Genomic DNA, 23,296 nt, shown 5'->3' on the forward strand with positions numbered 1-23,296 from the left:
ACTCACCCGGCCCAGCGCCGGTACGCGTCGATCCACTCGGCCCCGGCCGGACGCGGCTCGGGGAGGGGCAGGTCGAGGATGCCGATGGCTTGGCGATGTCGCCCGCGGTGGCAGATCGCGGCGATGCCGGTCCCCAACTGGTGCTCGATCTTTTTCACGGTGACCGGGATGTCCAGCACGGTCGTCTCGAACGGTACCGCGAGGTTGTCCTCGATCATGACATGGAAGCCGGAAAGCTGTTCGTGCTCGTCGTAGGCATCCACGATCGCCTGCGCGATCAGCTCGTCGAGGTGAGCATCAAGGGGAGTCACGGCAGCACGATAGAGGCTTGTCCACTGTCGGCGCAGCAGGCTGAGCTCCTCGCCCGAAGCGAGCAGCTCACCGGAAAGCGCGGGAAACGTGTGAAGGGCCGCTCTGGCGACAGCAGCCGGTCGCGCAGTTCCAAGTCGTGTCCCGTCGTGTCCCGTTGTGTCACGCCCTGGTGGTGAGGTGCCGCCGTCCGAGAAGGCGCCCGAATCACCTGGAGAGCACGATGATCACGACAGAACAGCGGCCCCACGGTCGCTTGAAGCGCCGCCTCATGAAGGCGCTTGCCATAGCCACGGCGCCCGCCGTCGGCATCGTCCTGATGGCGGGGCCCGCCTCCGCCGCACCGCGGTGCAACTACACCGCCGAATACAACGCATGCATCGAGATCAGCAAGACCAGCAGTGGAAAGTACCTGCTCCACCTTGGCATCGACCTGCGCAAGTTGAGCAAGCAGGAAGCCCAGACGATCATCAACGCCAGCCGCTACCTCTTCAAAGCCGAGCTGTGGGGATCCGACGGCGGGGAGTACTTGGATGACTTCCAGGCCTATATCCCCGTCCAGACCCGCGTGTGGGCTTCGACGGAGAGCGGACTCAGCGCCGACATCGACTCCTACCCCTCCTCGCACGCGCTCAACGAAGACCTGGGAGGCGGGGACGAACTCTACGCGAAGATCATTTCCACAGATCCCCGAACCGGGGCGAAGCGCACCTTCAAGACGCCCGAATTCTTCGGCTTCTTCTAGGCGGGGAATCCGTTGGAGATGTACGCCCCGGGCCGGGTCCACCGATGCACCAGCCTGATCACGGCGTCTGTCAGCTCCGACGGCTCGACGATCTCGTCCAGTAGGCCCAGGGCCGGGGCATCACCCAGGCGGGGTGAAGTAACGAAATGCATTGGTGGGCGCGCGATAGGTGCTGGCATCCTGCTCGCATGATGATCAGGGAAGCCATCGCGGCGGACTGGCCTGCCATCTGGCCCTTCTTCCACAAGATCGTCGCTGCGGGCGAGACCTTCACCTATCCGATCGATCTCGGCGAGGAGCAGGGCCGCGACTGGTGGCTTCTGTCAGCCCCGAACCGGACGGTTGTCGCTGTCGACGATGCCGGGGCGGTCCTGGGTACGGCGAAGATGAACAACAACAGCTGGGGCAATGGCTCGCATATCGCGAGCGCCAGCTACATGGTCGACCCGGCGAACTCCGGGCGGGGCATAGGCCGAGCGCTGTGTGAGTACACGCTGGAGTGGGCCCGGGCGGCCGGCTTCCGCGCCATGCAGTTCAACGCGGTCGTGGAAACCAATGCGCACGCCGTGAAGCTGTATCGCTCGCTCGGCTTCGACGTGCTGGGCACACTGCCGGAGGGCTTCCGGCACCCGTCGAAGGGCTACGTCGGGCTCCACATCATGCACCGAGCACTCTGATGGCCTGCTGGCGTGCGACTTCATGCACGCAGGCGACTGCCCTGGGGATCAGCATCAACACGCCTAGTGCCCGGAAGGTGCCTGCATGTATGACGACACGGCGCCGTGGCTGCGGCCATCGGGTGCGGTCGTCGATGAAGCTGTGCGCCAGGCCCCGACGACGACCTAAGCCCTGTCATGGACGCCTGGTCCGCTGACTACCAGGGCCGTCAGGCGGCGTAGCCGCCGTCGACGTTGATGGTCGCGCCGGTGATGTAGGCCGCGTCCGGGCCGGCGAGGTAGGTGACGAGGCTGCCGACCTCGTCCGCGGTGCCGTACCGGCCGGCGGCGATGTGCGCGCGGATGATCTCGGCGTACGGGCCGTCGGCGGGGTTCATGTCGGTGTCGACCGGGCCAGGTTGCACGGTGTTGACGGTGATGCCGCGGCTACTGACTTCGCGGGCGAGGGCGCGGGTGAAGCCGGCGACGCCGGCTTTGGTCATCGCGTAGACGGTGCCGCCGGCTTCCAGCCCCCAGAATGGCAGCAAATCGCATCAGGAACAGCTCAAGCGCAGGCTGAACCAGGCGAGGAAGTAAGAGCGGTGTCCGGCAGAGTCGGCGACCGCGTAGTAAACGTGTATGCGTTCTCGTCCCCATCCGAACCCGACATGGTCTCTGTCGTGGCATGGTTCGCTCAGTGACGCTTCCTCAGCGTGATCGATAACGGCAAGCCGGCTTAAGGGCGGTGGACGAGGCGTTCATAGTGGGCGAGGGGTTGGGGCAGGCTCCGCTCGTGACGAATGCGGTTTGGGCCAGTCGAGCGGTGCCCGTTGGACGAAACGGCGGACCCCCTGATGTCCCGTTGACCGTCGCCACCCAGTACACCGCCACCGCCTCCGCCGACGACGTGTGCGACTTGGTGGTCAAGCTGAACGCTGGTGAGGGTGGGTATGCCTGAGTTGACCGAGATCGAGTTCTATCCGGGATCCGTGGACGGTGACCACGATGCTCGCGCTGTCGGCGCCGGTGGCCATCAGGTAGTCGTACAGGGTTGACAACAGCATGTCGTTGCGGTTCTCCAGCCGGGATACCACCCCCTGTCCGACCCCGAGTTTGCGGGCCACTTCCACTTGGGTCATCTGCCCGGCTTTGCGGATCATCGCCAGGTTCATCGCGTAGGCGCGGTCCATCTCTTCGGCCGCCTCGTGAGCCTGGGCGACCTCGGCAGCAAGCTGTGGGTCGGACAGGAGTCGATCCAGATGCTCGTTACCCCGCACGAACATGGTGTTCTCTGGCTCGGTCATGGCTTCTCCTCGTACGAACAATGCGACGACCGCCTTGCCGGTGTCGGGCGGGAACCAGCAGATCAGCCGGACCGCTACCTCTGGATGGTAGGCGTGGGAGACTCGCCACAGCGGGTAGCGCCGCGACTGGCGGACCCATCGCAGCGTGGCTGTCTCCTCTTCTTGATCCGGTGGTTCGGACAGGTTTCGTAGCTGATCCAATGCGCGGGCTGTGAAGACCAACATGAGGCGTGAGTGTTCATCGCCCGCGCGTGCATCGGCTTCGAGCCGGTCGAGCCAGTTGCCGAAGTCGGCTGGCCAGTCGATGTCCACCATTAGATTATGACTTCAAAGTGATATGCTATGCAAGTCATATTGCCTATCGAAGGCTATGTGTCGAGGGCCTACCGAGTCAGGATCGGGCCTGCGATGGTCCGTAGTTCCGAGCGGCCGGCCGAGGACGTCTTGGCGAGCAGGTTCGCGACATGGGTGTCGACGGTGCGTCGGGAGATCACCAGGCGCTCCGCGATTTTCCCGTTGGTCAGTCCTTCGGCGACCAGGCCGAGAACGTCCATCTCGCGGCTGGTCACGCCGGCGGCCCGCAGGCCGGCGGGGACCGGTGCGAGGCCGCGCCCGCGCCGGGTGGGCGCTCCCGCGCCGCGCAGCAGATCGCGGCAGATGCGGGCCATCTGGTGTTCGCCCGCGCGTACATGGGCGTCCAGGTCGACGCGTAGCTCGGGCACCGGGTCGCCCCACTTGTCGGCGATCGCGGCCTCCAGCGCGAGCAGCCGTAGCAGGCGTCGCCACCAGTGGTGCTCGGCGAGAGCCTGGTCGGCGTCAGCGAACAGTGCGGCGGCCCGCTCGGGCTGGCCGGTCCGCCCTTCGGCGACCGCGTCGGCGTACTGCAGCCCGGCGCGGTTGACCACCCGCATCATGGCCGGGGATGGGCGCAGCGTCTCGCGGGCCTCGGTGTCGCGGTCGGTGAGCACGGTCCGCAGCAGCGCCCACATGCCCCAATGCGGTACGAGGGCTGCCTCGTCGCGGCCGTTCAGTACCCGCATGCCGTCGTCGAGCAGCGCGGACGCGGTTCGCAGGTCGCGGGAGAGCAGATGGCGCAGTCCGCGGGTCGCCTGTGCCAGGGCGGTGACCTCGGCGGGCGGTCGACGGCCCCGGCGAGTACGGCCTGCATGCCCGGCGTATCGCCCGCCACCGCGTGGCCCATGGCGACGAACACCTTGGCCATGCCCTCCAGGCCGGGCAGCCGCAACCGGCCGGCCCGCTCGGCCGCGCTCTGGGCGAGTCCCTGAGCCGCCTGCGGCCCTTCGGCGGTGATCACGGAGTCCGCGAGCAGCAGTTCGCTCCAGATCACTTCGGCGAGCAGGCCGGTACGCCGGGCGAGTTCGCGCGCCTCAACAGGTGCGGGCGTGGCCGCGTGGTCGAGCAGTTCGACCGCGCCAAGGCCGAGAAGGGCCGTGACCCGCGCCGGAATCAGGCCGTGTTCCGCGCCGGTCTGCGAGGCGCGTGCATAGGCGACGCGCGCCGATGCGGCGTCATGGCGCATGGCGCACCGACCCAGAGTCGTGAGCGCCCGGCACATCGTCTCCCAGCGCGCCTCGTGTCCCGCCCGGCGGGCGGCCGTCGCTGCCAGGTCGGCCGCCCGCCGCAGATCTCCCGCGCCGAACGCGGAGTCGGCGGCCAGGACCAGCGCCTGGGCGTCGCCGGCCCGCCCCGCCCGTTCGATGAACCTGTCGGCTTCGCCCCAGCGACGTGCGACGATGGCCGCTTCGGCGAGCCGCAGGCACAGTTCGGCATGCTGGTCGCCCACCACCTCGGCCAGCACCCCGGTACCGGCCTCCAGCGCGGCGGGCGCCTGACCGAGGAGCGTGAGCAGACGGACGTGTTCGATCACCACCGTGGGTCGCAGCGTGCTGGTAGCCGACGCCCGCGCCAGGTGATCCTCCGCGCTGTGCAGCGCGCCGGTTCCCCACGGCTCAGCAGCACGTCGGCGGCGCGGCGGGCCACCGCGGCGCGCTCGGGCGGCGTCACGCCTGCCAGCACCGCTTCGCGCGTCAGCGTGTGCCGCCAGCGCAACTCGTCTCCCGCCGGGACGAGCAGGTGCGGGGTGGCGCTCCGCAGCGCGCCCAGCGCTTCGCTCAGCGGGCGATAGGTACCGCCCCCCTCCACGGCACGTCCGGTCGCCACGGCCAGCCCCGCGTCCCGGGCCCGCTCGGCGGCCTCGCGGAGCAGGCGGCTCTTCCCGATGCCCGCCTCCCCGCTGACCAGCAGAACCCCGCCCCGGCCTCGTCGCACCCCGTCGACCATGCTGCGAACGGTGGCCAGTTCGGCCGCCCGACCTACCATCACCCCGTCACTCCAGCGGATGGGCCACATAGTGAGTACGCCGTAATACGCGCTCGCCGCACATCCTCGCCCCGTGCGACGGTTACGCCCCTGGAGGATGAGTGCCCGCCTGGGATCAGGGCACCGCACCACAGCCAGAATCAGAACCTCGGACCAGCTTTAGCCGCAGGGCGCGGTGTTATATCCGCCGTGACTGGTCTGTATGCCCCAGCTGCCCGGTGCGTCGCCGCAGCCATTCCACCTTTGGCCGACGAGTTTCCCGTTGGGTGAATCGTAAAAGCTGTAGACGTTGAGTACCTGTGGCGAAGGGGTCGGAAGAGTGGGGATCGCCTGGGCCGGGGTTGATGTGAAGACGACGGCCAGCGCGCCGAGTGCCGTCGTACCGGCGGCCAGACTCGTCGCGATGGGGCCACGATTGAATTTCATGGGATCCTTTCCAAATCGGTCTACTATTAGACCGTTCCATCCCGTTCCATCCCGTTCCATATTTGTTCCACCAGCCGCCTACGAGCTCGTGCCTGGTGCCTGCAGCCGGGACCGTACGTCGTCGGCGGTGGGATGGCGCAGGTCGGTCAGGATGGTCAGCGCCCGGCGCCAGTGCGAACGGGCGGCAGAGGTCTGGCCTGCGGCCTTGTCGTTGTCCCCGAGGTGGGTGAGGACGAGGGCCTCGTTGTAGCGATCTCCGTCTTGTTGGTGCATGGCCAGCGCGCGCCGGTAGCAGGTCTCGGCTTGGTCGTACTCTCGTTGATGGTGGTGGGCGTGGCCGAGGCTGTCCCAGGTGGCCGACTCGCCGTCGCGGTCTCCGGCCTTCCGCAGCTGGTCCAGAGCCTGTCGGCAGTGGTCGAGCGCTTGCCGGTGGTTTCCGACGGCGATGTGGTACCACCCCACGGCGCTGATCGCTCTGGCCTCCCAGAGTTGGTGGCCGGCTGCCCGGTAGAGCCGGAGGGCGTGTTCGGCGCTGCTCAGCGCCTCCGCGTGGTGGCCCTGCTGTTCGAAGACGCGCGCGAGGTTGCTGTGGATGTGCGCCTGACCGGTGAGATCCTCGAGCTGTTCGTAGTGCGTCAGCGCGTGCCGGTATTCCGTGGCGGCGGCGTCGGTGTCGCCCAGTCGGGTGTGGGCCAGGGCAAGCCCCAGCCGGCTGTACGCCAGCGCGCGGTGATCCTCGAGACGCCCGGCGGCGGCGAGGGCCTGCTCGTGCACGGACAGCGCGTCGTGCCAGGCGCCCGTACGGTCGAGGAACGTGCTCATGGACCACGCCAGCTGCCAGGCGTGGGTGTCGAAGGACCCGTCCGCGAGTTCGACGCACGCGAGCAGCACGGACCGTTCGGCGGTGAACCAGGCGAGGGCTTGGTCATGGTCCGCGAAGGTCTCCGCGGTCACCCCGGGACGCGCGTCCGGGATCGTGATGGGATCACGAGCCGGGTGCATCAGGAGGGCGGCGCGGTACGCGGTGTGCAGGTAGTGATCCAGAACCCGGCCCAGCACCTCGTGGCGTTCCGCGCTGCTTTCAGCGCGCTGGTGTAACTCGATGGCGTAAGCGTTCAGCAGGTCGTGGAACGCGTACCTGTCCGGGGAATGTTCGGTCAGCAGGTGGACGCTGGTGAGCTCGGTCAGCAGGTGACGCGCTCGCCCCGGTGGAACCGCGGCCACGCTGGCCGCCGCGGGGAGGCCGACGTCAGGTCGGGGGTGTGCGCCCAGCCACCGGAAGAGGTCGGCCGCGTCGGCGCCGAGGGCCTGGTAGGAGCAGTCGAAGATCGAACGGACGTCGGTGGCCGGGTCGTCGCTGTGGAAGGCGTCCAGGCTGGTTCCGGCCTGCTGAAGCTCGTCCGCCAGCACCCGCAGCGGGAACGTCGGGCGGGTGACGGCCCGGGCCGCCGTGATCACCAGGGCCAGGGGCAGCCTGGCGCACGAGGCGATGATGCGCTCCGCCGCCTGCGTATCCTCCGTCACGCGCCGGTGGCCGATGCGGCGGGCCAGCAGGTCGGTCGATTCCGCATCGGTGAACACGTCGAGCGCGAGCGGTTGGGCGCCGTACCCGGCGATGAGACCGGAGAGCTGATTGCGGCTGGTCACCAGGACGAAGCACCCGGGCGAACCGGGCAGCAGCGGGCGGACCTGTTCGGCGCTGCGGGCGTTGTCCAACACGACCAGCATCCGCTTGTCGGCCATCAGAGTGCGGTACAGATCGATCTGGGCGTCCAGGGACGCGGGTGTTTGCTGAGCTGACACCTTTAGGGCGGCGAGGAAACCGCGGACGACCTGCGCACTGGTGACCGCAGACCGGGTGGCGTCGAAACCGCGCAGGTCGGCGAAGAGCTGCCCGTCCGGGAAGCGGTCGCGGACGCGGTGCGCCCAGTGCACCGCGAGGGCACTCTTCCCGACGCCAGGCACTCCGGACACCACGGCGGTGTGTTCCCAGTCCGGCGCCGCCGCCATGTCATCGAGTCGGGCCAGCGCGGCCGCACGCCCGGTGAAGCCCGGCACGTCGGCGGGGAGCAAAGCGGGCCCATGTCGTGGCTTAGGCGAGCGCTCCACCGGGCTCGGCGGGCGATCCCCGTTAAGGGCGGCATGGTATGCCTGCCGCAGCTCGGGCGACGGATCGGCGCCCAGTTCGTCCGCCAGGCGTCGACGCGTCTCGGCATAGAGTTCCAGGGCCTCGGCGTTCCGCCCCGCGGCGACCAGCGCGTGAATCAGCGTGGCGATCAGCGGCTCGACCAGCGGATGCTCATCGAGCAACACCCGCAGTTGCTCGATCATGGCGTTGCCGCCGCCCGCCGCCAGTTCGATCGGCGCCAGGTCCAGCACGCCGCCCAGGCGCAGCTGCGTCGCCTCCCGGCGCACAGATTCCGCCCAGGCACCGGTCAGGCCGGTCAGCGGCTGGCCCCGCCAGAGGCCCAGCGCTTCCCGCAGCAGCTCCGCTCTCCGCAGGTCGTCGCCGCGTGTGGCCCTGGCGTGGTCGAGTAACCGCCGGAATCGGTGCAGGTCCACCTGGTCACGATGCGCCTGCAGGACGTACCCGGCCGGCCGGTATTCCACGGCCAAGGTATCGCGATCGACGGCGTTGGCCTCGGACAGGGCCCGACGCAGCCGGGTGATGTAGCTGTGTACGGCGCCCCGAGCCGTCATGGGCGGGGCGTCGCCCCAGACCCGGTCGATGATCTTCTCGATGGGCACCGGACTGCCCGCGTCCACCAGCAGCGCCGCGAGAACCGCCTGTTGCTTGCGCGGCCCGAGGTCCACCACGTGCGTGGCAGTCGACAACTCGATCGGTCCCAGAAGCCGCAACTGCACCATGGCCGTTTCCCCCCGAATCCGCCCCATTTGCCGCACCGCGCACACAGCTAACCAGCAGAATCCGGTCAGCTCAAGAATTCGTTAAGCGCGAATAGAGCGCAGGCCGTCATCGTCAAAGAGCGCCGATGGCCCGCCGCCGCGGAAGCGGGCCTTCCGCTACCTGGCCCTATACCTCACATATACCGCCGTATCCGATGCTCCTCCCAAGCCCGGGATTACGGATGCGTACTTTTCGGCGGCTCCATATCCCATCCATTCGGTAGGTCGTATCCCCCAAGAAACACCGACCCAAAGGAGTGCACATGCTGAAGAGACTTGCCCGACATGGTCGGGCCGGCGTCCTGGTGGCTGCGCTGGCCGTGCTGCTTGGGACGTCGTTCACGACCACGGGCGCGACCGCCGCCACGGTGAGCGGCACGATGGACGGCCCTGAGGCTTCGGCCGCCGTGGACGCCTCGGGACGCACCCCGTTCACGCTGCCGCACCGCGTCTACGTCCGCGAGGACGGCAGCGTCGACACCATAGCCGACCCCAAGGCCGTGGCGGCGCTGCGTTCGGCCGCGCTGGAAGAGGGCGGCTGCGGCTACGCCTGTGACGGCAAGGATCCCAACAGCTACGTATGGAACGGCTCGACGTGCAACGACGCCGTGACCGTCATGCGGCACGACGTGGAGAACAGGTACGCGGAACTGCGGTACAGCTCTCGCTGCGCGACGGCGTGGACCCGGACGTGCTGCTACGTACGGGCCGGCGGGTTCGGCTACGCGGCCAACGGCACCCAGCGGAGCTTTGTCTACAACAGCCAAGGCGTCTACTTCGGCAGTCCCGTCTGGACGGCGATGCTCTACGACGCCGGATCGCTGACGTACAAGGCCTGCCTCGACCGCATTCTCGCCGGTTCTGGCCACGACTGGGCGTGCACCGGCAGGTTCTGACGGATTACATCGACGCCGTTCCGGGACCGCCCCGCGCGGCCCCGGAACGCGTCACGAGAGGAGTGAGTCCATGGCAGATCAGATGGTCTTGATGGCGCAGCAGTTCATTAACAAGGTCTACGGCTCGCTTGCCGGAATGCCCCATGTCGCGGAGGACGGGCAGACGGGCTGGGCCACCATGTACGCCCTGACCCGATGTCTCCAATACGAGCTCGGCATCACCTCTCTGTCCGACAACTTCGGGCCCACCACGCTCGCGACGCTCACGGCCCGGTACCCGTCGATCGACGGCTCCACCAGCGGTGCCAGCCGCATCATCCGGATCATCCAGGCGGGCCTGTACTGCAAGGGTTACGACGGCGGGGACGTGGACACCTTCAACCTGCCCTCCGGGAACTACAACGGCCGCGTCGCGACGGCGGTACAGCAGCTGAAGTCGAACGCGGGCGTCGCCGATACCTTCCCGGGCGCCGCGATGGTCCCGAAGCTGTTCAAGGCACTGCTGACGATGGACGCCTACGTCGTCGTGGGGAACGGCAGCGGGATCGTCCGGTCCATCCAGCAGTGGATGAACGCCAGCTACGTCCAGCGCGCCAACTTCTTCCTCATCCCCTGCGACGGCTTCTTCTCCCGCGATGTGCAGAAGGCGCTCATGCTGGCGGTGCAGTTCCAGATCGGCATGACCGACGCGCAGGCCACCGGCGTCTTCGGGCCGGGCACGCAGGCCGGGCTCCGCGCCAACACGCTGTCGGTCGGGTCGACCGGGCGCTGGGTCCAGCTGTTCTCCGCCGCGATGGTCTTCAACCAGCGCAGCGGTGCCACGTTCATCGACACCTTCACGTCGGACTTGTCGGGGCTCGTCAGCGAATTCCAGGACTTCGCGAAGCTCCCCGTCACCGGGAAGGGGGACTTCCAGACGTGGGCGTCCCTCCTCGTCTCCACCGGCGACGCGACCCGGCCGGGACAGGCGGTCGACTGCGTCACCGAGATCACCCCGGCCCGCGCGCAGACCCTGCGCGCGGCCGGCTACCAGGTGGTCGGCCGGTACCTGTCCAACGTCCCCCACACGTCCCTGAACAAGATGCTCCAGTTGGGCGAGCTCAGCACGATCGCCGGGAACGGGCTGCGCTGCTTCCCGATCTACCAGACCTTCGGTGACTCGGCGGGCTACTTCCGCGCCGATCAGGGGGCGTCCGACGCGCTGGCGGCGATCGACCGCGCACGCTTCTACGGCTTCAAGGGGGGCACCCGCATCTACTTCGCCGTGGACTTCGACGCCCTGGACTACGAGGTGACCGAGCGGGTCATCCCGTACTTCCGCGGGGTCAAGGACACGATGGATCAGTACGGCGGCGTCTACCGCATCGGCGTCTACGGCCCGCGCAACATCTGCTCGCGCGTGGCCGCCGCCGGGCTGACCTCGGCGAGCTTCGTTTCGGACATGTCCACCGGTTACTCCGGCAACCTTGGGTATCCGCTGCCGCAGGACTGGGCGTTCGACCAGATCGCCACGATCACGATCGGCTCCGGGGACGGGCGCATCGAGATCGACAACAACATCGTGTCGGGTCGCGACTGGGGGCAGAACACCTTCGACGAGGGCCAGTGGACCAACGGGCAGGACTACGGCTTCGACTACGCGCTCATGCCCGCGCTGCTGGCGGACATGCAGCAGTACCTGGAGTCCCAGGGCATTCCCGAGCGTGGCGGCGGCATTCTCGAGAACATCGGGGAGATCTACTCGACGACCGAGGCGCTCAACCTGGCGATGAGCTACGACGCGCTCACGACCGGCCTCGCCCGGGCGCTACGGATGCGCAAGGCGCTCATCACCGTGCCGATCTTCTGGGAGATCCGCAAGCGTACGGTCCTCGACGGGCTGGCCGACGACGGCGTCATTCAGTACCACACGGGCCACGACTGGGATCCCACGGACCAGTGGATCAAGCGTGACGGCAGCACGGGTCTCGGACAGATCTTCGCGTACGTCGCGATCAACGCCCGGAACTACTGCATTCAGCAGGGGATCATCACCGGTGAGCTTAAGGACATCAGCCGCGACGCGCACATCTGGGAGATCTGGCAGAAGCTGCGCAACGACGCGTACTTCAACATCAGCACGGCAGCGCATGTGCTGATCCACGCGGCGACCGACATCCGCAAGTACGAAAGCGACCCGCCGATCCAGATCCCCCGGCCGTCGCTCGACTACTCCGACGAGTTCACGCGCCTGCTGCTGGCGCGCTACCAGGGGTTCGGCGACACAGTCGACGCGCACAGCTACCTCAAGCTCGGGGTGTACCGGGTGTTTGAGAAGTATTTCGCGCAGTTGCGCTGACACCTCTCCGATTCCCCAGGGAAACCGCGAAGAACGCTTCAGATGGGAAGGGTTAGCATGGTTTCGTCACGGCGCGCATTCCTGCGATCTGCGGCCGGCATCGCCATCGTTTCAGGTACGGGCGCGATCTTCGCGCAGCCTTCTATCGCAAGCTCCGACAATCCCGCCATCCCCAGCGAAGATCGCGTCTCCAAGGCGCGACGTGCCCACGCCGAGATCGTGCCCGGCGCGAAGTCTCCGAACGGCTGGTTGATCAACACCGCCGCCAATGCCGGAGGCAGCGTGTGGACGCGTCCTGTGCCTGGCACGGGATTCGAAATCGACGTGGCCATAGGGCATGTCGAAGTAATCCTGGTCCATGTCGTCCGGAGATTCCACTACGAGATCGACACCCTGCGCCCAGGCGAGGTCATTGGCTTCAAAAGTCCCGACAAAGTTAAAAGGCGTGAACTCAACCACGCCTCCGGCACCGCGATAGACATTCGCGCCGGCCATTATCCACCTGGCGTCAGAAACGGATTCTATCCACACGAGGCCGCCGTCATCCGCGATATCCTTGCCGAGTGTGAGGGTGTCGTGCAGTGGGGTGGCGATTTCTCCGCTCCGGACGAGGCACATTTCGAGATCGGCGTCCCGCCCACCGACGAGCGAGTGCGGAAAGTCGCCCAAAAGATTCGCGGTTGGAACAACATCCCCGGCGCAGGCGCCGGAGTCATCCGAGAGCTCAAGGTGACCAACTGAGTAGTGCGGGCGTCTCTGTCGCGAGAGGAGGAGCGCGTGACCTGGTTCAAACCCCGAGGCGGGCTGGACCGTACCTTCCAGATCAGCATCATCCTCAAAGGGCTCGACGGGATCATCGAACTCGTTGGCGGGCTCCTTCTCCTCGTGGCCACCCCCGCCACGATCAACCACATCCTCGCCGCGCTGACCCGCCACGAACTGTCCGAAGACCCCCACGACTTCGTCGCCACCCACCTGCTGCGGATGGGCCACGGGCTGACCGGCGCGTCCGTCGGGTTCGCCGCCGTCTATCTCCTCCTGCACGGCATCGTCAAAGTCATCCTGGTGACGGCGCTGTTGCGTAATCGGCTGTGGGCCTACCCATGGATGGTCGCGTTCCTGCTCGTCTTCATCGTCTATCAGCTCTATCGCATCAGCCTCGCCCCGGCCGGCTGGCTCATCGCGCTGACCATCTTCGACCTGCTCGTGGCCTGGCTGACCTGGCGCGAATGGCACCGCCAACGGCTCACCGCCCGCACCGGCTGAGCCGAGCCCGCGGGTGGGTGCCTCACAGCGGGATTCGGTGGCCGGTCCGGAACAGATCGGCCGGGTCATAGGCACGTTTCACGTCGATGAGCCGGTTGTAGTCGTCACGGGTGTACGCGTCGGCCGTCCGGCTCGTGTCGGAGAGAAAGTTGAGAAAAACGCCCCCGCCCGCGTACGGCGCGAGCGTCTCGGCCACGCCGGGCAGTTGGGCATCCACGATGACGGAGAACCGGGTGTCGCGGTGGCTCACCGGGCCGCCGGGCTTGGCCAGCGCGCCACCCCAGTGACGCACCTCCACGGTGGCCTCCCGGCCGGCCCTGACCAGGGTGTCTATGGTGGCGTCCGGCAGCGAGGGGAAGAGGTCGAGGTGGCGGGCGGCGGTGCCGCCCATCGCGGCCTGGCCGAACGGCATGGGGGCCATGGTGTCGGTGATCGCCGTCGCCCACAGAGGGCGCAGCAGGTCGGTGGGTCCCGCGCACATGGCCTTGATCGTCAGAGACTGAGGGGTCAGCACGAGGGCCGTGCTCACCTCGTCCGGGGCGGTCGCGCACCAGTCGCGGTAGAACGCCAGGGTTTCGGCCGCCCGCTCGACCGGGAACGTCGCCGCCCCCGCGTACACCACGGGCACCGGATACAACCGGAACTCCAGCGCGGTGACCACCCCGAAGCCACCGCCACCCCCGCGAAGCGCCCAGAACAGGTCGGCGTGGTGGTCCGGGTCGGCCGTGATCATTCGCCCCTCCGAGGTGACGATCTCGGCGCGGAGCACGCTGTCGGCGGCGAAGCCGTACCGGCGGGAAAGCCAGCCGAGGCCACCACCGAGGGTGTAACCGATCACGCCGACATCGGGGTGCGACCCCGCCAGCGGCACCAGCCCGTACGGCGCGGCGGAGGCGATCACCTGACCCCAGCGCGCCCCCGGGCCGACCCGAGCGGTCCGGCGCTCCGGATCGATGGTGACCGAGCTCATGTTGGACGTTCTGAGCAGCAGCACCCGCTCGTCGCAGGCGACATGGGTGCCGTGCCCGGTGGCCCGCACGGTCAGGGCCAGATCGAGTTCCCGGGCCACGCGCACGGCGGCCACCACGTCCTCCGCCTCCCGGGCCTCGGCGACCAGGGCCGGCCGCGGGTCCAGGTCCGGGTTGAGCGTCCTGCGCGCCTCGTCATAGCCGGGGTCGCCAGGTCCGAGATAGCCGTGCCGTTCCATCAACTGGGACATTTCGCGTCTCTCCATATCCATGCGACGAACCAGATCCGGCGCATGCGACAGAGTTAGACAGATCGGTACGACAAAATCGCGAGACCAGATCTTCCAGCCGGTGCGGTGCTGCGCCTTGAACAGGTCCCACAGTGCCGAGAGCGACTTACCGACTTCTTCCGCTCCGCTTTCCGTCCTTATTCGGTCGACGCAGGAAAGCGGTCAGCGCGGGTCGTCGTCCCGAGTTTCGCCGTGATGGCGGACAGGTAGTTCCGGACCGTACCGGGTGAGAGGAACACGGCCCGCGCGACATCTCTGATAGGTGTGTCCGGCCCCGCCGCGGCGAGGACTTCCGTCTCCCGGTCGGTGAGTGGCGACGGCGCGGCACTCACCGCGTCGGCGGCGAGGAGCGGGACGTATGATCAGCACGCCAGAACACGCCACAGAGTGGTGTCATCGACGAAGCTCCCTCAAGCCTTCCCCTGCCTGTCGGCGCACCCTCTTGGTTCTGCCGTGTGCGGCCATGATCTCCAGCACCGCCCAGTCCTTAATCCCGACTCTCCGCCGACCTCGCTCGATCATGACAAAGTGCGACTAGGCCGGGGTCACGATCTGGATCAGGTTTCCGCAGGTGTCGTCGAAGACCGCCATGGTCACCGGGCCTGCCTCCATCGGCTCCTGCGTGAACGTCACGCCCAGCCCGCGCAGCCGTTCGTACTCCGCCTGCACGTTCGCGACCTGGAACGAGGTGGCCGGAATGCCGTCGGCGACCAGCCCCTTCTTGTACGGCCCGACCACGGGGTGCCCGTCCGGCTCCAGCAGCAGTTCCGTGCCCTCGAGGTCCTCCGGTGAGACGACCGTCAGCCACCGGGCGTCGCCGCCCACCGGGATGTCGTGCTTCTTGGTGAAGCCGAGCACGTCGGTGTAGAACTCGAGGGCCTTCTGCTGGTCGTCCACGAACACGCTGGTGACGTAGATCTTCACGGTTCCTGTCCTTTCCTGGTGACCGGCCACCGCTCGAAGATGGCGGCCAGGGGAGTGGTGTCGAGGTGGTGAAACTTGTACCGCCCCTGCTTGCGCGTCGTGATCAGCCCGGCCTCCTCCAGCACCGCCAGATGCTGGGATACGGCCTGCCGGGTCAGGCCCAACTGATGTCGACTCGTCAGGCGGACACAGATCTCGAACAGGGTCTGCCCGTCACGCTCGGTCAGCTCGTCGAGAATGGTCCGCCGAGTGGGGTCGGCGAGGGCCTTGAAGACATCGCCCATGCGGGGATGATAGGCAAGCCGTCACTTGCCTGTCAATGCGGAGGGGTGAGACACCACCCCGCCCCGCAGTGAAGGTTCCTGGGGATGAGTGCCTCCGGTCCACTTCTGGTTGAGCGCGCCACGCCAGCGGCGACATCGGGAACCGGTTAGTCGCAGGACACCGTGAGCGTGCCCAGGTGGGTGAACTCGGCGGTGATCGGGCGGCCCGGCTCCAACGGGACGGCATCGGTCATTCCGCCGGTGAGGACGATCCAGCCCTCCTCCAGGGCCAGCCCTCGCTCGGCGAGAGAGTTCGCGGCGAGCGCGAGGGCTCGCCCCGGGTGGCCCTGTACGGCCGCTCCCGTCGCGGTGTCCACCACCGCGCCCCCCACGCCGAGCACGCACGCCTCAAGCGCGAGGTCCAGCCCGGCGGGGTCCACTTCCATGTCTCCCACGACGAACCGGGCCGACGACGCGTTGTCGGCGACCACGTCGGCGAGGGTGAACCGGAAGTCGCGGTAGCGGCTGTCGATCACTTCGAGGCCCGCGGACACGCTCCGCACCGCGGCCATCGCGGAAGCGGGAGTGACCCCGGGGCCCGCCAACCGCCGCCCGAGCGTGAAGACGATCTCGGGCTCCACCCGCGGGTGGATGAGCCGCTCGACCGGTACGAGCGCGCCGGCGTCGAGCGCCATGCCGTCGGTGAGCCAGCCGGTCAGCGGCGCGTCCACGCCCATTCGCCGCTGTTTGGCCCGCGAGGTGAGGCCGAGCTTGACGCCGACGATCTTCTCGCCGCCGGCCACTCTGGCCGCCACCAGCTCAGACTGCACCCGGTAGGCGGTGCCGAGGTCGAGGCCGGGCCAGTCCTCGGTGATGGGGTGGCGCGCGGACCGGGCCGACTCCGCCGCGCGCAGTGCCTCGGCAGCCCGATCGACCGTCCATATGTTCGCCGTCATGGTGGCCAACCGTGGACCGCGCCGAGCACGACTTCCACCCGGGATTCCCACACACCGGAAATCGGGTAGTTGCATCCGTCACCGCCGGTCCTACGGTCGCTCCAACCCGCCGTCGAGCCCGAGGCGGGGAGAGCACTCCAGGCTGGAGGAATTCGTCGATGAACAAACAGGAATTCAAGGTCGTCGGCGCGTCGGCGGTCGGTACGGCGTTCGAGTGGTATGACTTCTTCCTCTACGGCGCACTCGTCCCCGTAATCGGCAGCAAGTTCTTCAGCGACTACAGTTCGGCGGCGCAGACCGTGTTCGCGCTGCTGACCTTCGCCGCCGGGTTCGTCGTCCGCCCGATCGGCGCGCTGGTGTTCGCACGGATCACCGACCTGGTCGGCCGGAAGATCGTGTTCTTGATGACGCTGGTGCTGATGGGCGCCTCGACGGTCGTCGTCGGGCTGCTGCCCACCGCGGCCGAGATCGGCATCCTGGCCCCGATCCTGCTGGTGACCTGCCGCATCCTGCAGGGACTCGCGGTCAGTGGCGAGTTCGGCGCCGCGATCACCTACGTCTCCGAGTACGCCCCCGCCCGGCAGCGCGGATTCTTCGTCGGCTGGCTGACGGGCACCACGGCGCTCGCTTTCAGCCTGTCGCTGGGCGTGCAACTGCTGGTGCAGGCCATCGTGGGCGCGGACGCCTTCGAGGAGTGGGGCTGGCGGGTGCCGTTCATCATCTCCGTCGTGCCGCTCGCGCTTTCGGTGTGGATCCGCAGCAAGCTGAACGAGAGCCCGCTGTTCCTGAAGATGAAGCAGGAGGGCACCCAGACCAAGGCGCCGCTGCGCGAGGCGTTCGGCTCGCGGGCGCGGGTGCGCATGGTGGCGATCGTGTTCGTGATGGCCGCGACGCAGTCGTTCATCGGCTACCTGTCGACCGTGTACATGGTGACCACGATGAAGACCTACCTCAAGGCCGACTCCTTCACCGTCAACGCGATCTTCATGGTAATCATGCTGATCGGGTTCTTCCTGTGCGTTCTCGCCTGCTGGGTGTCCGACCGAATCGGGCGGCGGCCGGTGCTGTTCGCCGGGATCGGGCTGGCCGCGTTGCTCGCGTTCCCGATCACCGGCGCCATCGTCTCGACCACGAACCCGGATCTCGCGCGGGCACGGGAGACGGTGTCGGTCACCATCCAGGCGGACCCGGCCGAGTGTTCCTTCCAGTTCAACCCCACGGGCACGGCCAAGTTCACCTCCGACTGCGACCAGGCGCGGAACGTGCTCCAGTCCCACTCGGTCTCCTTCGACCGGCAGGACGTCACCGGCCCCACCAGCGTCCTGGTGAACGACACCCAGGTCTCCGGCGGCCCGCAGATGGCGGACGACCTGCTGGCCGCGCTCAGGACGGCCGGGTACCCGGTCGACGGATCCGGCGGCACGATCAAGATCACCGGTGTCGGGGACTTCTTCGACGGGCCCGTGCTCACCGTGGCGCTGCTGCTTCTCGCGCTGGTCGCGTTCGCGCAGATGGCCCAGGGACCGGCCGCGACGGCGATGGCGGAGGTGTTCCCGACCCGCGTCCGGGCGACCGCGCTCTCGATCCCCTACCAGCTCGGCGTGGGTGTGTTCGGCGGGCTGCTGCCGGCGACGATGGTCGCGATCGGGGCCGAAGTGGGCAGTACCACCGCCGCCCTGTGGTATCCGGTCGGCGCCATGGCGCTGGGCCTGCTGATCCTGGTGTTCACCCTGCCGGAGACCAAGGGAGTGGACCTCGCCGAGGTGCGCCTCGCCGGTGACACGGCTACAGATGGGAATCCCATCGTGCGCCAGGACGGCTGACCGTCGTATCCATCCAGAAAGGAAGCTCAATGCCCATTATCGACGTCTCACTGCTGACCGGCCGGACCGAATCCGAGCTGCGCGAGATGATCTCGGCTGTGCACGAAGCGGTCGTGCGCAGCCTCGGGGTCCCGTCAGCATCGGTGCGGATCCTGGTGCGCGAGGTGCCGCCGACCCACTGGGCCGCGGACGGCGAGACGATCGCGGAACGCCGAGCGCGCTCGTAGCAGGAGCGGGCCGGAGCCGACGTCGGCCCCGGCCCGCTTCGCCGTCAGCCGCGGAAGTGTGTGCTGGTCCAGCCGCCGTCCACCGGGATGGTGAGGCCGGTGACGAAGGCCGCCTCGTCGGACGCCAGGAACGCGAGCACCCGCGCGACGTCGATCGGCTGCCCGACCCTGGGCAGCGGGCGCGACCGGGTCACCAGGTCGTCGAAGACACCCGCGGCGATCTTCGCGCGGGTGGCCGGGGTCTCGATGAGGCCCGGCGCCACCGCGTTGACCCGGATGCCGCGCCGGCCGTAGTCGGCCGCCATCTGGCGGGTGAGGCTGGAGACCGCTCCTTTGGCCGCCGAGTACGGCGCGGACCCCGCGACACCGGTCAGCGCGAACGCCGAGGACGTGTTGACGATCGCCCCGCCCGCGTCGCCGAACGCGATCACCGCGCGGCGGCTGAGCGCGAACGTCGTGCCAAGGTTGATCCGCAGGAAGGACTCGAAGTCCTCGTCCGTGGTATCAGCGGCGGAGCGGTCCCCGGCCCTGCCCGCGACGTTGGCGAGCACGTTCGGCGCGCCGAGGATCTCCACGCAGTGGTCGAAGACCCGCTCCGCCGCCCCCGCCGCAGTGAGGTCCACGGCCAGTACGGCAACCTCGCCGCCCGCCTCGTCCCGCAGCTCCAGCAGGCCCTCCTCGTCGCGGTCCACGGCGAGCACCGCCGCGCCGCGGGCGGCGAACAGCGCGGCGGTCGCGCGTCCGATGCCCGACGCCGCCCCGGTAACGATCGCCGTCTTGCCGCGCAACTGCCCGTTCACGAAGTCCTCCAGAAACTCGATGTGCACACGCTCCGATCATGCGCGGCGGCACCATGCCCGGCCACCTGCGGGCTTCCGCTCAATGAGAACCGGTCCTGGTGGCCAGGGCTCGCGTGCGGTCGGCTTGGGCCATGGACGTACGTGGACTGCGGGTGACGTACCCCTCCGAGGGGATCGCGCCGCTGGAACTGGACCGGCCGCACCGCCGTAACGCGCTGGACCGCGCGCAGATCCGGGCGGTGCGCTCGCCCGAGTTCGGACGGCGGTGGGCGGAGTGGTCGCGCGCGGTGCGTGGCCGCTGACCGCGTTTCCGGCGAATGGAAACCGGACGTTGAGCGTGCGCCGATCGCACGCGGAGAGTTTACGGCACAGCGAGAAACGAGGAGGACCAGCGGTGGAATCGTTCGGGCACGTCATCGCGGGCGAGGAGGTCGTCTCGGCCGAACCGGCGGAGTTCGAGTCCGTGGACCCGTGGACGCGGGAACCATGGGCCACGGTGGCACTGGGCTCGGCCGGCGACGCGGAACGCGCCGTACGTGCCGCGCGGTCGGCCTTCGACGAGGGGCCGTGGCCCCGGATGAGCTTCGCCGAGCGTCGCGCGATCCTGCACCGCCTCGCCGACCTGCTGGAGAAGCACGTCGGCGAGTTGTCGGCGGCCGACACCGCGGACATGGGCAAACCGATCACCCAGACCGCGGGCCACGACGTCCCCCGCGCGGCGCAGAACTTCCGGTTCTTCGCCGACCACGCGCAGCTCACCCCCGCCGAGACGTTCCCGATGCCGGCCGGGCACCACGCCTACACCCAGTACGACCCCGCGGGTGTCGTGGCCGCCATCGCGCCGTGGAACTTCCCGCTCATGATGGCGAGCTGGAAGGTTGCGCCCGCGCTGGCCTGGGGGAACACGGTCGTGCTCAAGCCCGCCGAGCAGTCGCCCGCCTCGGCCACCATCCTGGCCCGGCTGGCGATCGAGGCCGGTCTGCCGCCCGGCACGCTCAACGTCGTCCACGGCTTCGGGCCGGACTCGGTGGGTCAGGCGCTGACCGAGTCGCCGCTGGTCGACCGGATCACCTTCACCGGCGAATCGACCACCGGCCGGTTGATCTCCAGGGCCGCGGCGGCCAACCTGACCCCGGTGAGCCTGGAACTGGGCGGCAAGGGCGCGAACATCGTCTTCGCGGACGCGGACCTCGACCAGGCGGTCGGCTGGTCCATCCAGGCGGTGTTCAGCAACAGCGGGCAGGTGTGCCTGGCCGGGAGCAGGCTGTATGTGCAGCGTGCGGTGTACGATGAGTTCCTGGCCAGGTTCACCGCCGCGGCCGACGCGCTCGTGCTCGGCGACCCGAAGGACCCGGCCACGCAGATCGGCCCGCTGTCCTCGCGGGAGCACTTCACGAAGGTGGCCGGCTACCTCGACATCGCGACCGCGGCAGGCGCGCGACTGCACACGGGCGGCGTGGACGAGGGCTGGGTCGTCCGGCCCACCGTGGTGGTCGGCGCCGGGCAGCGCGACCGGGTCACCCAAGAGGAGATCTTCGGACCGGTCGTGGTCGTCCTCCCGTTCGACGACGAAGCGGACGCGGTGGCGGCGGCCAACGACACGCCGTACGGCCTGAACGCCATGCTGTTCACCCAGGACCTGTCCCGCGCCCACCGCGTCGCACGCGCGCTACGGGTCGGCACCGTCTGGGCGAACTGCTTCTTCATCAGGGACCTCCGGGCACCTTTCGGCGGGGCCAAAAACTCCGGCGTCGGCCGTGAGGGCGGAACGTACAGCCGCGAGTTCTTCACCGAACCCAAAGCCGTCATCATGGAGATCTCGTGACGAAGGTCGCCGCACGGCCGAATCGCAAGGAGCACAGCATGACCGAAATCCGAGCCGTCAGCACCCGTAACGCACCCACCGTGGGCTTCTCCACGGGGACAGCCGCACCGCTGTCCCAGGCGATCGTGCACGGCGACACCATCTACTGCTCAGGCACCGGGCCGCTGGACCCGCAGACCCGCACCATCGTCTCCGACGACTTCGCCGAGCAGGTCAGGCAGACGCTCGCCAACCTGGTCGCGGTCGTCGAGGCGGCGGGCGGCAGCCGGGAGACCATCCTCAAGTGCACCTGCTTCGTACGCGACGTGGCCAACTTCCCGCAGTTCAATGCCGTCTACCGCGAGTTCTTCGAGGGCAACCCGCACTTTCCCGCGCGTACCACGGTCATCGCGACCCCGCACCGCACCGGCGTGCAGGTCGAGGTCGAGTGCGTCGCCGCCGTGAACCGGCCATGACCGACCTGATCCTGCTCGGCGGCCGGGTGCACACGCTGGACGCGCGCGGCACGGTCGCCGAGGCGGTCGCGGTGACCGATGGCCGGGTGTCCGCGGTCGGCCGTGACGCCGACGTCGCACGCCTGGCCGGCCCGTCCACCAGGGTGGTACGGCTGGCGGGCCGGACCGTGATCCCCGGGCTGGTCGATTCGCACTGCCACTTCGAGAACGCGGGGATGGACGGGCACGCCGTGTCGTTCGCGGGTGTGCGCACGCTCGAGACCGCACTGGACCGGATCGCCGCGCTGGCCGCCACCCGCGAGCCCGGCGCGTGGGTGCTGGGGCAGTCGTGGAGCCCGCTTCTTCAGCTCGCCGAGGGCCGTGCGCCCGACCGGCGCGAGCTGGACCGCGCGGCGGGCGGACGCCCGGTGTACCTGCCGGAGGGCCACGCCGCGACGGCCAGCACCGCCGCGCTGGAACGGGCCGGCGTCGACCCGGACGGGCATGACGGCAGGCTGGTCGAGGGCGCCGTACACGCTGTCGCCCGGGTGGTGCCGGGTTGGACCCGTGCGGAGCGGGCCGCCCAGCTCACCGCCGCCATGCGGGCGCTCAACCGGCACGGGATCACCTCGGTCGTGGCGGGCTCGCTGCGGCCTGGAGACGTCGAGGCGGTGCGTGAGCTGGCCAGGGACGGACGATCCACGCTCCGCGTGGCCGCGATGGTGGTGCCGACCGGCGAGCTCAACCCGTCCGTCCCGCTCGCGGACTGGGAGGCGCTGCTGGCCGACGGCCCACCTGAGCCCGTGGGTCAGCACTATCTCACCCGGGGTGTGAAGCTCCAGGTGGACGGCGGTATGACGCTCGGCACCGCGGCCACACGCGAGTCCTACCTCGCCCGTCCCGGCTACCGCGGCGAGCTGTTCGTCGACCGGGACCGGCTGGCCGAGCTGGTCACCGCGGCGCATCGCGCGGGCTGGCCGGTCGGTACGCACGTGGTGGGCGACGACGCGATCGATCTCGCGCTCGATGTTTATGAGGCCACTCGGCACCGGGGTCTCCTGCCGGACGTGCTCATCCACGCCAGCCTGATCGGGCGTGACCAGATCGCCCGGGCCTGCGCGCTGGGCGTTCAGGTGGCGGCGCAGATCCCGTTCCTGTGGCACAACCGGGCGACCATCGCCGGCCACCTCGGCGATGCCCGTACCGAGTCCGCCGTGCCGCTGCGCGACCTCGTGGACGGCCTCGGGCTCGACGGCGTCGCGGCCGGCACCGACTATCCGATCAACGCCCTCGACCCGTTCCAGAACATCTACGCCATGACGACCAGGCGCGATGCGGTGGGTGAGGTCGTGGGGGGCGCGCAGGCGGTCACGCGGGCGGAGGCCCTGCGCCTCTACACCACGTCCGGCGCCGCGCACACCGGCGAGCAGGAGGTGAAGGGCCGGCTCACCGCGGGTGCGCTCGCCGACCTGGCCGTGCTCGACGCCGACCCGCTCACCGCGTCCGACGACGAACTGCGCGCGGTCGAGGTCCTGATGACCGTCGTCGGCGGCCAGATCGTGTACGACACCGGCCTGCCCGGCTGAGCAACACACCAGG

27 protein-coding genes are annotated in these 23,296 nt (G+C 68.8%); 12 read left to right on the top strand and 15 right to left on the bottom strand.

The features are described from left to right. Positions 1-2: 2 nt before the first annotated feature. A complete protein-coding gene (locus Aple_RS35805) occupies positions 3-311 on the bottom strand; it encodes a calcium-binding protein (RefSeq protein WP_155349187.1) in 309 nt (102 codons plus the stop codon). 221 nt (positions 312-532) lie between these two features. Between Aple_RS35805 and Aple_RS35810 the strand changes: the two genes are divergently transcribed. Then, entirely contained in the window at positions 533-1,054 is a 522-nt protein-coding gene (locus Aple_RS35810) for a hypothetical protein (protein ID WP_155349188.1), read from the top strand. On the opposite strand, the gene Aple_RS53750 is transcribed toward Aple_RS35810, so the two are convergent. Continuing rightward, the gene (locus Aple_RS53750; RefSeq protein ID WP_218038670.1) at positions 1,051-1,206 is read right to left on the bottom strand and encodes a hypothetical protein; all 156 of its coding nucleotides are present in this window, start codon (positions 1,204-1,206) and stop codon (positions 1,051-1,053) included. The genes Aple_RS35810 and Aple_RS53750 overlap by 4 nt on opposite strands. Positions 1,207-1,242: 36 nt before the next feature. Between Aple_RS53750 and Aple_RS35815 the strand changes: the two genes are divergently transcribed. Next, positions 1,243-1,731: a GNAT family N-acetyltransferase gene (locus Aple_RS35815; protein WP_155349189.1), complete on the top strand. Its 489-nt coding sequence runs from the start codon at positions 1,243-1,245 to the stop codon at positions 1,729-1,731. 209 nt (positions 1,732-1,940) lie between these two features. Here the strand turns inward: Aple_RS35815 and Aple_RS35820 are convergent, their stop codons facing one another. The 7 genes from Aple_RS35820 to Aple_RS35855 all read right to left on the bottom strand — a co-directional run bounded on the left by Aple_RS35820 (position 1,941) and on the right by Aple_RS35855 (position 8,648). Beyond that, positions 1,941-2,258, bottom strand: a complete 318-nt coding sequence (locus Aple_RS35820) for an SDR family oxidoreductase (protein WP_281361639.1) — start codon at positions 2,256-2,258, stop codon at positions 1,941-1,943. A 375-nt stretch (positions 2,259-2,633) separates the two neighbouring features. Beyond that, entirely contained in the window at positions 2,634-3,329 is a 696-nt protein-coding gene (locus Aple_RS53755) for a helix-turn-helix domain-containing protein (RefSeq protein ID WP_218038671.1), read from the bottom strand. 68 nt (positions 3,330-3,397) lie between these two features. Then, positions 3,398-4,054 (bottom strand): helix-turn-helix transcriptional regulator, encoded by a 657-nt coding sequence (locus Aple_RS35835; protein WP_155349191.1) that lies wholly within the window; start codon positions 4,052-4,054, stop codon positions 3,398-3,400. After that, positions 4,042-4,905, bottom strand: a complete 864-nt coding sequence (locus Aple_RS35840) for a hypothetical protein (protein WP_155349192.1) — start codon at positions 4,903-4,905, stop codon at positions 4,042-4,044. Before Aple_RS35840 ends, Aple_RS35835 begins: the two co-directional genes overlap by 13 nt. Beyond that, positions 4,899-5,354: an ATP-binding protein gene (locus Aple_RS35845; protein ID WP_246264995.1), complete on the bottom strand. Its 456-nt coding sequence runs from the start codon at positions 5,352-5,354 to the stop codon at positions 4,899-4,901. The genes Aple_RS35840 and Aple_RS35845 overlap by 7 nt, the downstream gene beginning before the upstream one ends. A gap of 159 nt (positions 5,355-5,513) precedes the next feature. Then, positions 5,514-5,780: a DUF6289 family protein gene (locus Aple_RS35850; protein WP_155349194.1), complete on the bottom strand. Its 267-nt coding sequence runs from the start codon at positions 5,778-5,780 to the stop codon at positions 5,514-5,516. Positions 5,781-5,858: 78 nt separating this feature from the next. Beyond that, entirely contained in the window at positions 5,859-8,648 is a 2,790-nt protein-coding gene (locus Aple_RS35855; RefSeq protein WP_170321826.1) for an AfsR/SARP family transcriptional regulator, read from the bottom strand. A gap of 302 nt (positions 8,649-8,950) precedes the next feature. Between Aple_RS35855 and Aple_RS35860 the strand changes: the two genes are divergently transcribed. The 4 genes from Aple_RS35860 (at position 8,951) to Aple_RS35875 (ending at position 13,187) form a co-directional block, all read left to right on the top strand. Beyond that, complete coding sequence (locus tag Aple_RS35860; protein ID WP_155349196.1) at positions 8,951-9,583, top strand: DUF2690 domain-containing protein; 633 nt, start codon at positions 8,951-8,953, stop codon at positions 9,581-9,583. Between the two features lie 70 nt (positions 9,584-9,653). Beyond that, a complete protein-coding gene (locus Aple_RS35865; RefSeq protein WP_155349197.1) occupies positions 9,654-11,921 on the top strand; it encodes a glycoside hydrolase domain-containing protein in 2,268 nt (755 codons plus the stop codon). A gap of 57 nt (positions 11,922-11,978) precedes the next feature. Then, positions 11,979-12,662 (top strand): M15 family metallopeptidase, encoded by a 684-nt coding sequence (locus tag Aple_RS35870; protein WP_155349198.1) that lies wholly within the window; start codon positions 11,979-11,981, stop codon positions 12,660-12,662. A gap of 36 nt (positions 12,663-12,698) precedes the next feature. Then, positions 12,699-13,187, top strand: a complete 489-nt coding sequence (locus Aple_RS35875) for a DUF2127 domain-containing protein (protein WP_170321827.1) — start codon at positions 12,699-12,701, stop codon at positions 13,185-13,187. Between the two features lie 22 nt (positions 13,188-13,209). Here Aple_RS35875 and Aple_RS35880 read toward each other — a convergent pair whose 3' ends face one another. The 5 genes from Aple_RS35880 to Aple_RS35900 form a co-directional block, all read right to left on the bottom strand. Beyond that, positions 13,210-14,406 (bottom strand): FAD-binding oxidoreductase, encoded by a 1,197-nt coding sequence (locus Aple_RS35880; protein ID WP_170321828.1) that lies wholly within the window; start codon positions 14,404-14,406, stop codon positions 13,210-13,212. 176 nt (positions 14,407-14,582) lie between these two features. After that, positions 14,583-14,777: a response regulator transcription factor gene (locus Aple_RS56440; RefSeq protein ID WP_155349201.1), complete on the bottom strand. Its 195-nt coding sequence runs from the start codon at positions 14,775-14,777 to the stop codon at positions 14,583-14,585. Between the two features lie 202 nt (positions 14,778-14,979). Beyond that, positions 14,980-15,369 (bottom strand): VOC family protein, encoded by a 390-nt coding sequence (locus tag Aple_RS35890; RefSeq protein WP_155349202.1) that lies wholly within the window; start codon positions 15,367-15,369, stop codon positions 14,980-14,982. After that, a complete protein-coding gene (locus Aple_RS35895; RefSeq protein WP_155349203.1) occupies positions 15,366-15,653 on the bottom strand; it encodes an ArsR/SmtB family transcription factor in 288 nt (95 codons plus the stop codon). Before Aple_RS35895 ends, Aple_RS35890 begins: the two co-directional genes overlap by 4 nt. Positions 15,654-15,799: 146 nt before the next feature. Then, on the bottom strand, positions 15,800-16,588 hold the full coding sequence (locus Aple_RS35900; protein ID WP_155349204.1) for a 2-keto-4-pentenoate hydratase: 789 nt from the start codon (positions 16,586-16,588) through the stop codon (positions 15,800-15,802). 158 nt (positions 16,589-16,746) lie between these two features. Here Aple_RS35900 and Aple_RS35905 point away from each other — a divergent pair, with 158 nt between their 5' ends. Then, positions 16,747-18,411, top strand: coding sequence for an MFS transporter (locus Aple_RS35905; RefSeq protein WP_155349205.1), 1,665 nt, complete (start codon positions 16,747-16,749; stop codon positions 18,409-18,411). An 11-nt stretch (positions 18,412-18,422) separates the two neighbouring features. Continuing rightward, positions 18,423-18,638, top strand: a complete 216-nt coding sequence (locus tag Aple_RS35910; RefSeq protein WP_281361642.1) for a tautomerase family protein — start codon at positions 18,423-18,425, stop codon at positions 18,636-18,638. Between the two features lie 44 nt (positions 18,639-18,682). On the opposite strand, the gene Aple_RS35915 is transcribed toward Aple_RS35910, so the two are convergent. After that, positions 18,683-19,465, bottom strand: a complete 783-nt coding sequence (locus tag Aple_RS35915) for an SDR family NAD(P)-dependent oxidoreductase (RefSeq protein WP_218038672.1) — start codon at positions 19,463-19,465, stop codon at positions 18,683-18,685. 104 nt (positions 19,466-19,569) lie between these two features. Between Aple_RS35915 and Aple_RS35920 the strand changes: the two genes are divergently transcribed. The 4 genes from Aple_RS35920 (at position 19,570) to Aple_RS35935 (ending at position 23,283) form a co-directional block, all read left to right on the top strand. Continuing rightward, positions 19,570-19,740: a hypothetical protein gene (locus Aple_RS35920; protein ID WP_155349207.1), complete on the top strand. Its 171-nt coding sequence runs from the start codon at positions 19,570-19,572 to the stop codon at positions 19,738-19,740. Between the two features lie 92 nt (positions 19,741-19,832). Continuing rightward, positions 19,833-21,263, top strand: coding sequence for an aldehyde dehydrogenase (locus tag Aple_RS35925; RefSeq protein WP_155349208.1), 1,431 nt, complete (start codon positions 19,833-19,835; stop codon positions 21,261-21,263). A gap of 38 nt (positions 21,264-21,301) precedes the next feature. Continuing rightward, entirely contained in the window at positions 21,302-21,718 is a 417-nt protein-coding gene (locus Aple_RS35930) for a RidA family protein (protein ID WP_155349209.1), read from the top strand. Further along, complete coding sequence (locus Aple_RS35935) at positions 21,715-23,283, top strand: amidohydrolase (RefSeq protein WP_155349210.1); 1,569 nt, start codon at positions 21,715-21,717, stop codon at positions 23,281-23,283. The genes Aple_RS35930 and Aple_RS35935 overlap by 4 nt, the downstream gene beginning before the upstream one ends. Positions 23,284-23,296 lie beyond the last annotated feature (13 nt).

The sequence above is a fragment of the Acrocarpospora pleiomorpha genome, from assembly GCF_009687885.1.
Lineage (GTDB): Bacteria > Actinomycetota > Actinomycetes > Streptosporangiales > Streptosporangiaceae > Acrocarpospora > Acrocarpospora pleiomorpha.

Bases quoted from the DNA above. Each gene is read 5' to 3' on its own strand.
- Aple_RS35905 (WP_155349205.1), top strand. From the start codon at position 16,747: ATGAACAAACAGGAATTCAAGGTCGTCGGCGCGTCGGCGGTCGGTACG.
- Aple_RS35935 (WP_155349210.1), top strand. From the start codon at position 21,715: ATGACCGACCTGATCCTGCTCGGCGGCCGGGTGCACACGCTGGACGCG.
- Aple_RS53755 (WP_218038671.1), bottom strand. From the start codon at position 3,329: ATGGTGGACATCGACTGGCCAGCCGACTTCGGCAACTGGCTCGACCGG.
- Aple_RS35810 (WP_155349188.1), top strand. From the start codon at position 533: ATGATCACGACAGAACAGCGGCCCCACGGTCGCTTGAAGCGCCGCCTC.
- Aple_RS35880 (WP_170321828.1), bottom strand. From the start codon at position 14,406: ATGTCCCAGTTGATGGAACGGCACGGCTATCTCGGACCTGGCGACCCC.
- Aple_RS35920 (WP_155349207.1), top strand. From the start codon at position 19,570: ATGGACGTACGTGGACTGCGGGTGACGTACCCCTCCGAGGGGATCGCG.
- Aple_RS35900 (WP_155349204.1), bottom strand. From the start codon at position 16,588: ATGACGGCGAACATATGGACGGTCGATCGGGCTGCCGAGGCACTGCGC.
- Aple_RS35855 (WP_170321826.1), bottom strand. From the start codon at position 8,648: ATGGTGCAGTTGCGGCTTCTGGGACCGATCGAGTTGTCGACTGCCACG.
- Aple_RS35895 (WP_155349203.1), bottom strand. From the start codon at position 15,653: ATGGGCGATGTCTTCAAGGCCCTCGCCGACCCCACTCGGCGGACCATT.
- Aple_RS35815 (WP_155349189.1), top strand. From the start codon at position 1,243: ATGATGATCAGGGAAGCCATCGCGGCGGACTGGCCTGCCATCTGGCCC.
- Aple_RS35845 (WP_246264995.1), bottom strand. From the start codon at position 5,354: ATGGTAGGTCGGGCGGCCGAACTGGCCACCGTTCGCAGCATGGTCGAC.
- Aple_RS35860 (WP_155349196.1), top strand. From the start codon at position 8,951: ATGCTGAAGAGACTTGCCCGACATGGTCGGGCCGGCGTCCTGGTGGCT.
- Aple_RS35930 (WP_155349209.1), top strand. From the start codon at position 21,302: ATGACCGAAATCCGAGCCGTCAGCACCCGTAACGCACCCACCGTGGGC.
- Aple_RS35850 (WP_155349194.1), bottom strand. From the start codon at position 5,780: ATGAAATTCAATCGTGGCCCCATCGCGACGAGTCTGGCCGCCGGTACG.
- Aple_RS35870 (WP_155349198.1), top strand. From the start codon at position 11,979: ATGGTTTCGTCACGGCGCGCATTCCTGCGATCTGCGGCCGGCATCGCC.
- Aple_RS35835 (WP_155349191.1), bottom strand. From the start codon at position 4,054: ATGCGGGTACTGAACGGCCGCGACGAGGCAGCCCTCGTACCGCATTGG.
- Aple_RS35865 (WP_155349197.1), top strand. From the start codon at position 9,654: ATGGCAGATCAGATGGTCTTGATGGCGCAGCAGTTCATTAACAAGGTC.
- Aple_RS53750 (WP_218038670.1), bottom strand. From the start codon at position 1,206: ATGCATTTCGTTACTTCACCCCGCCTGGGTGATGCCCCGGCCCTGGGC.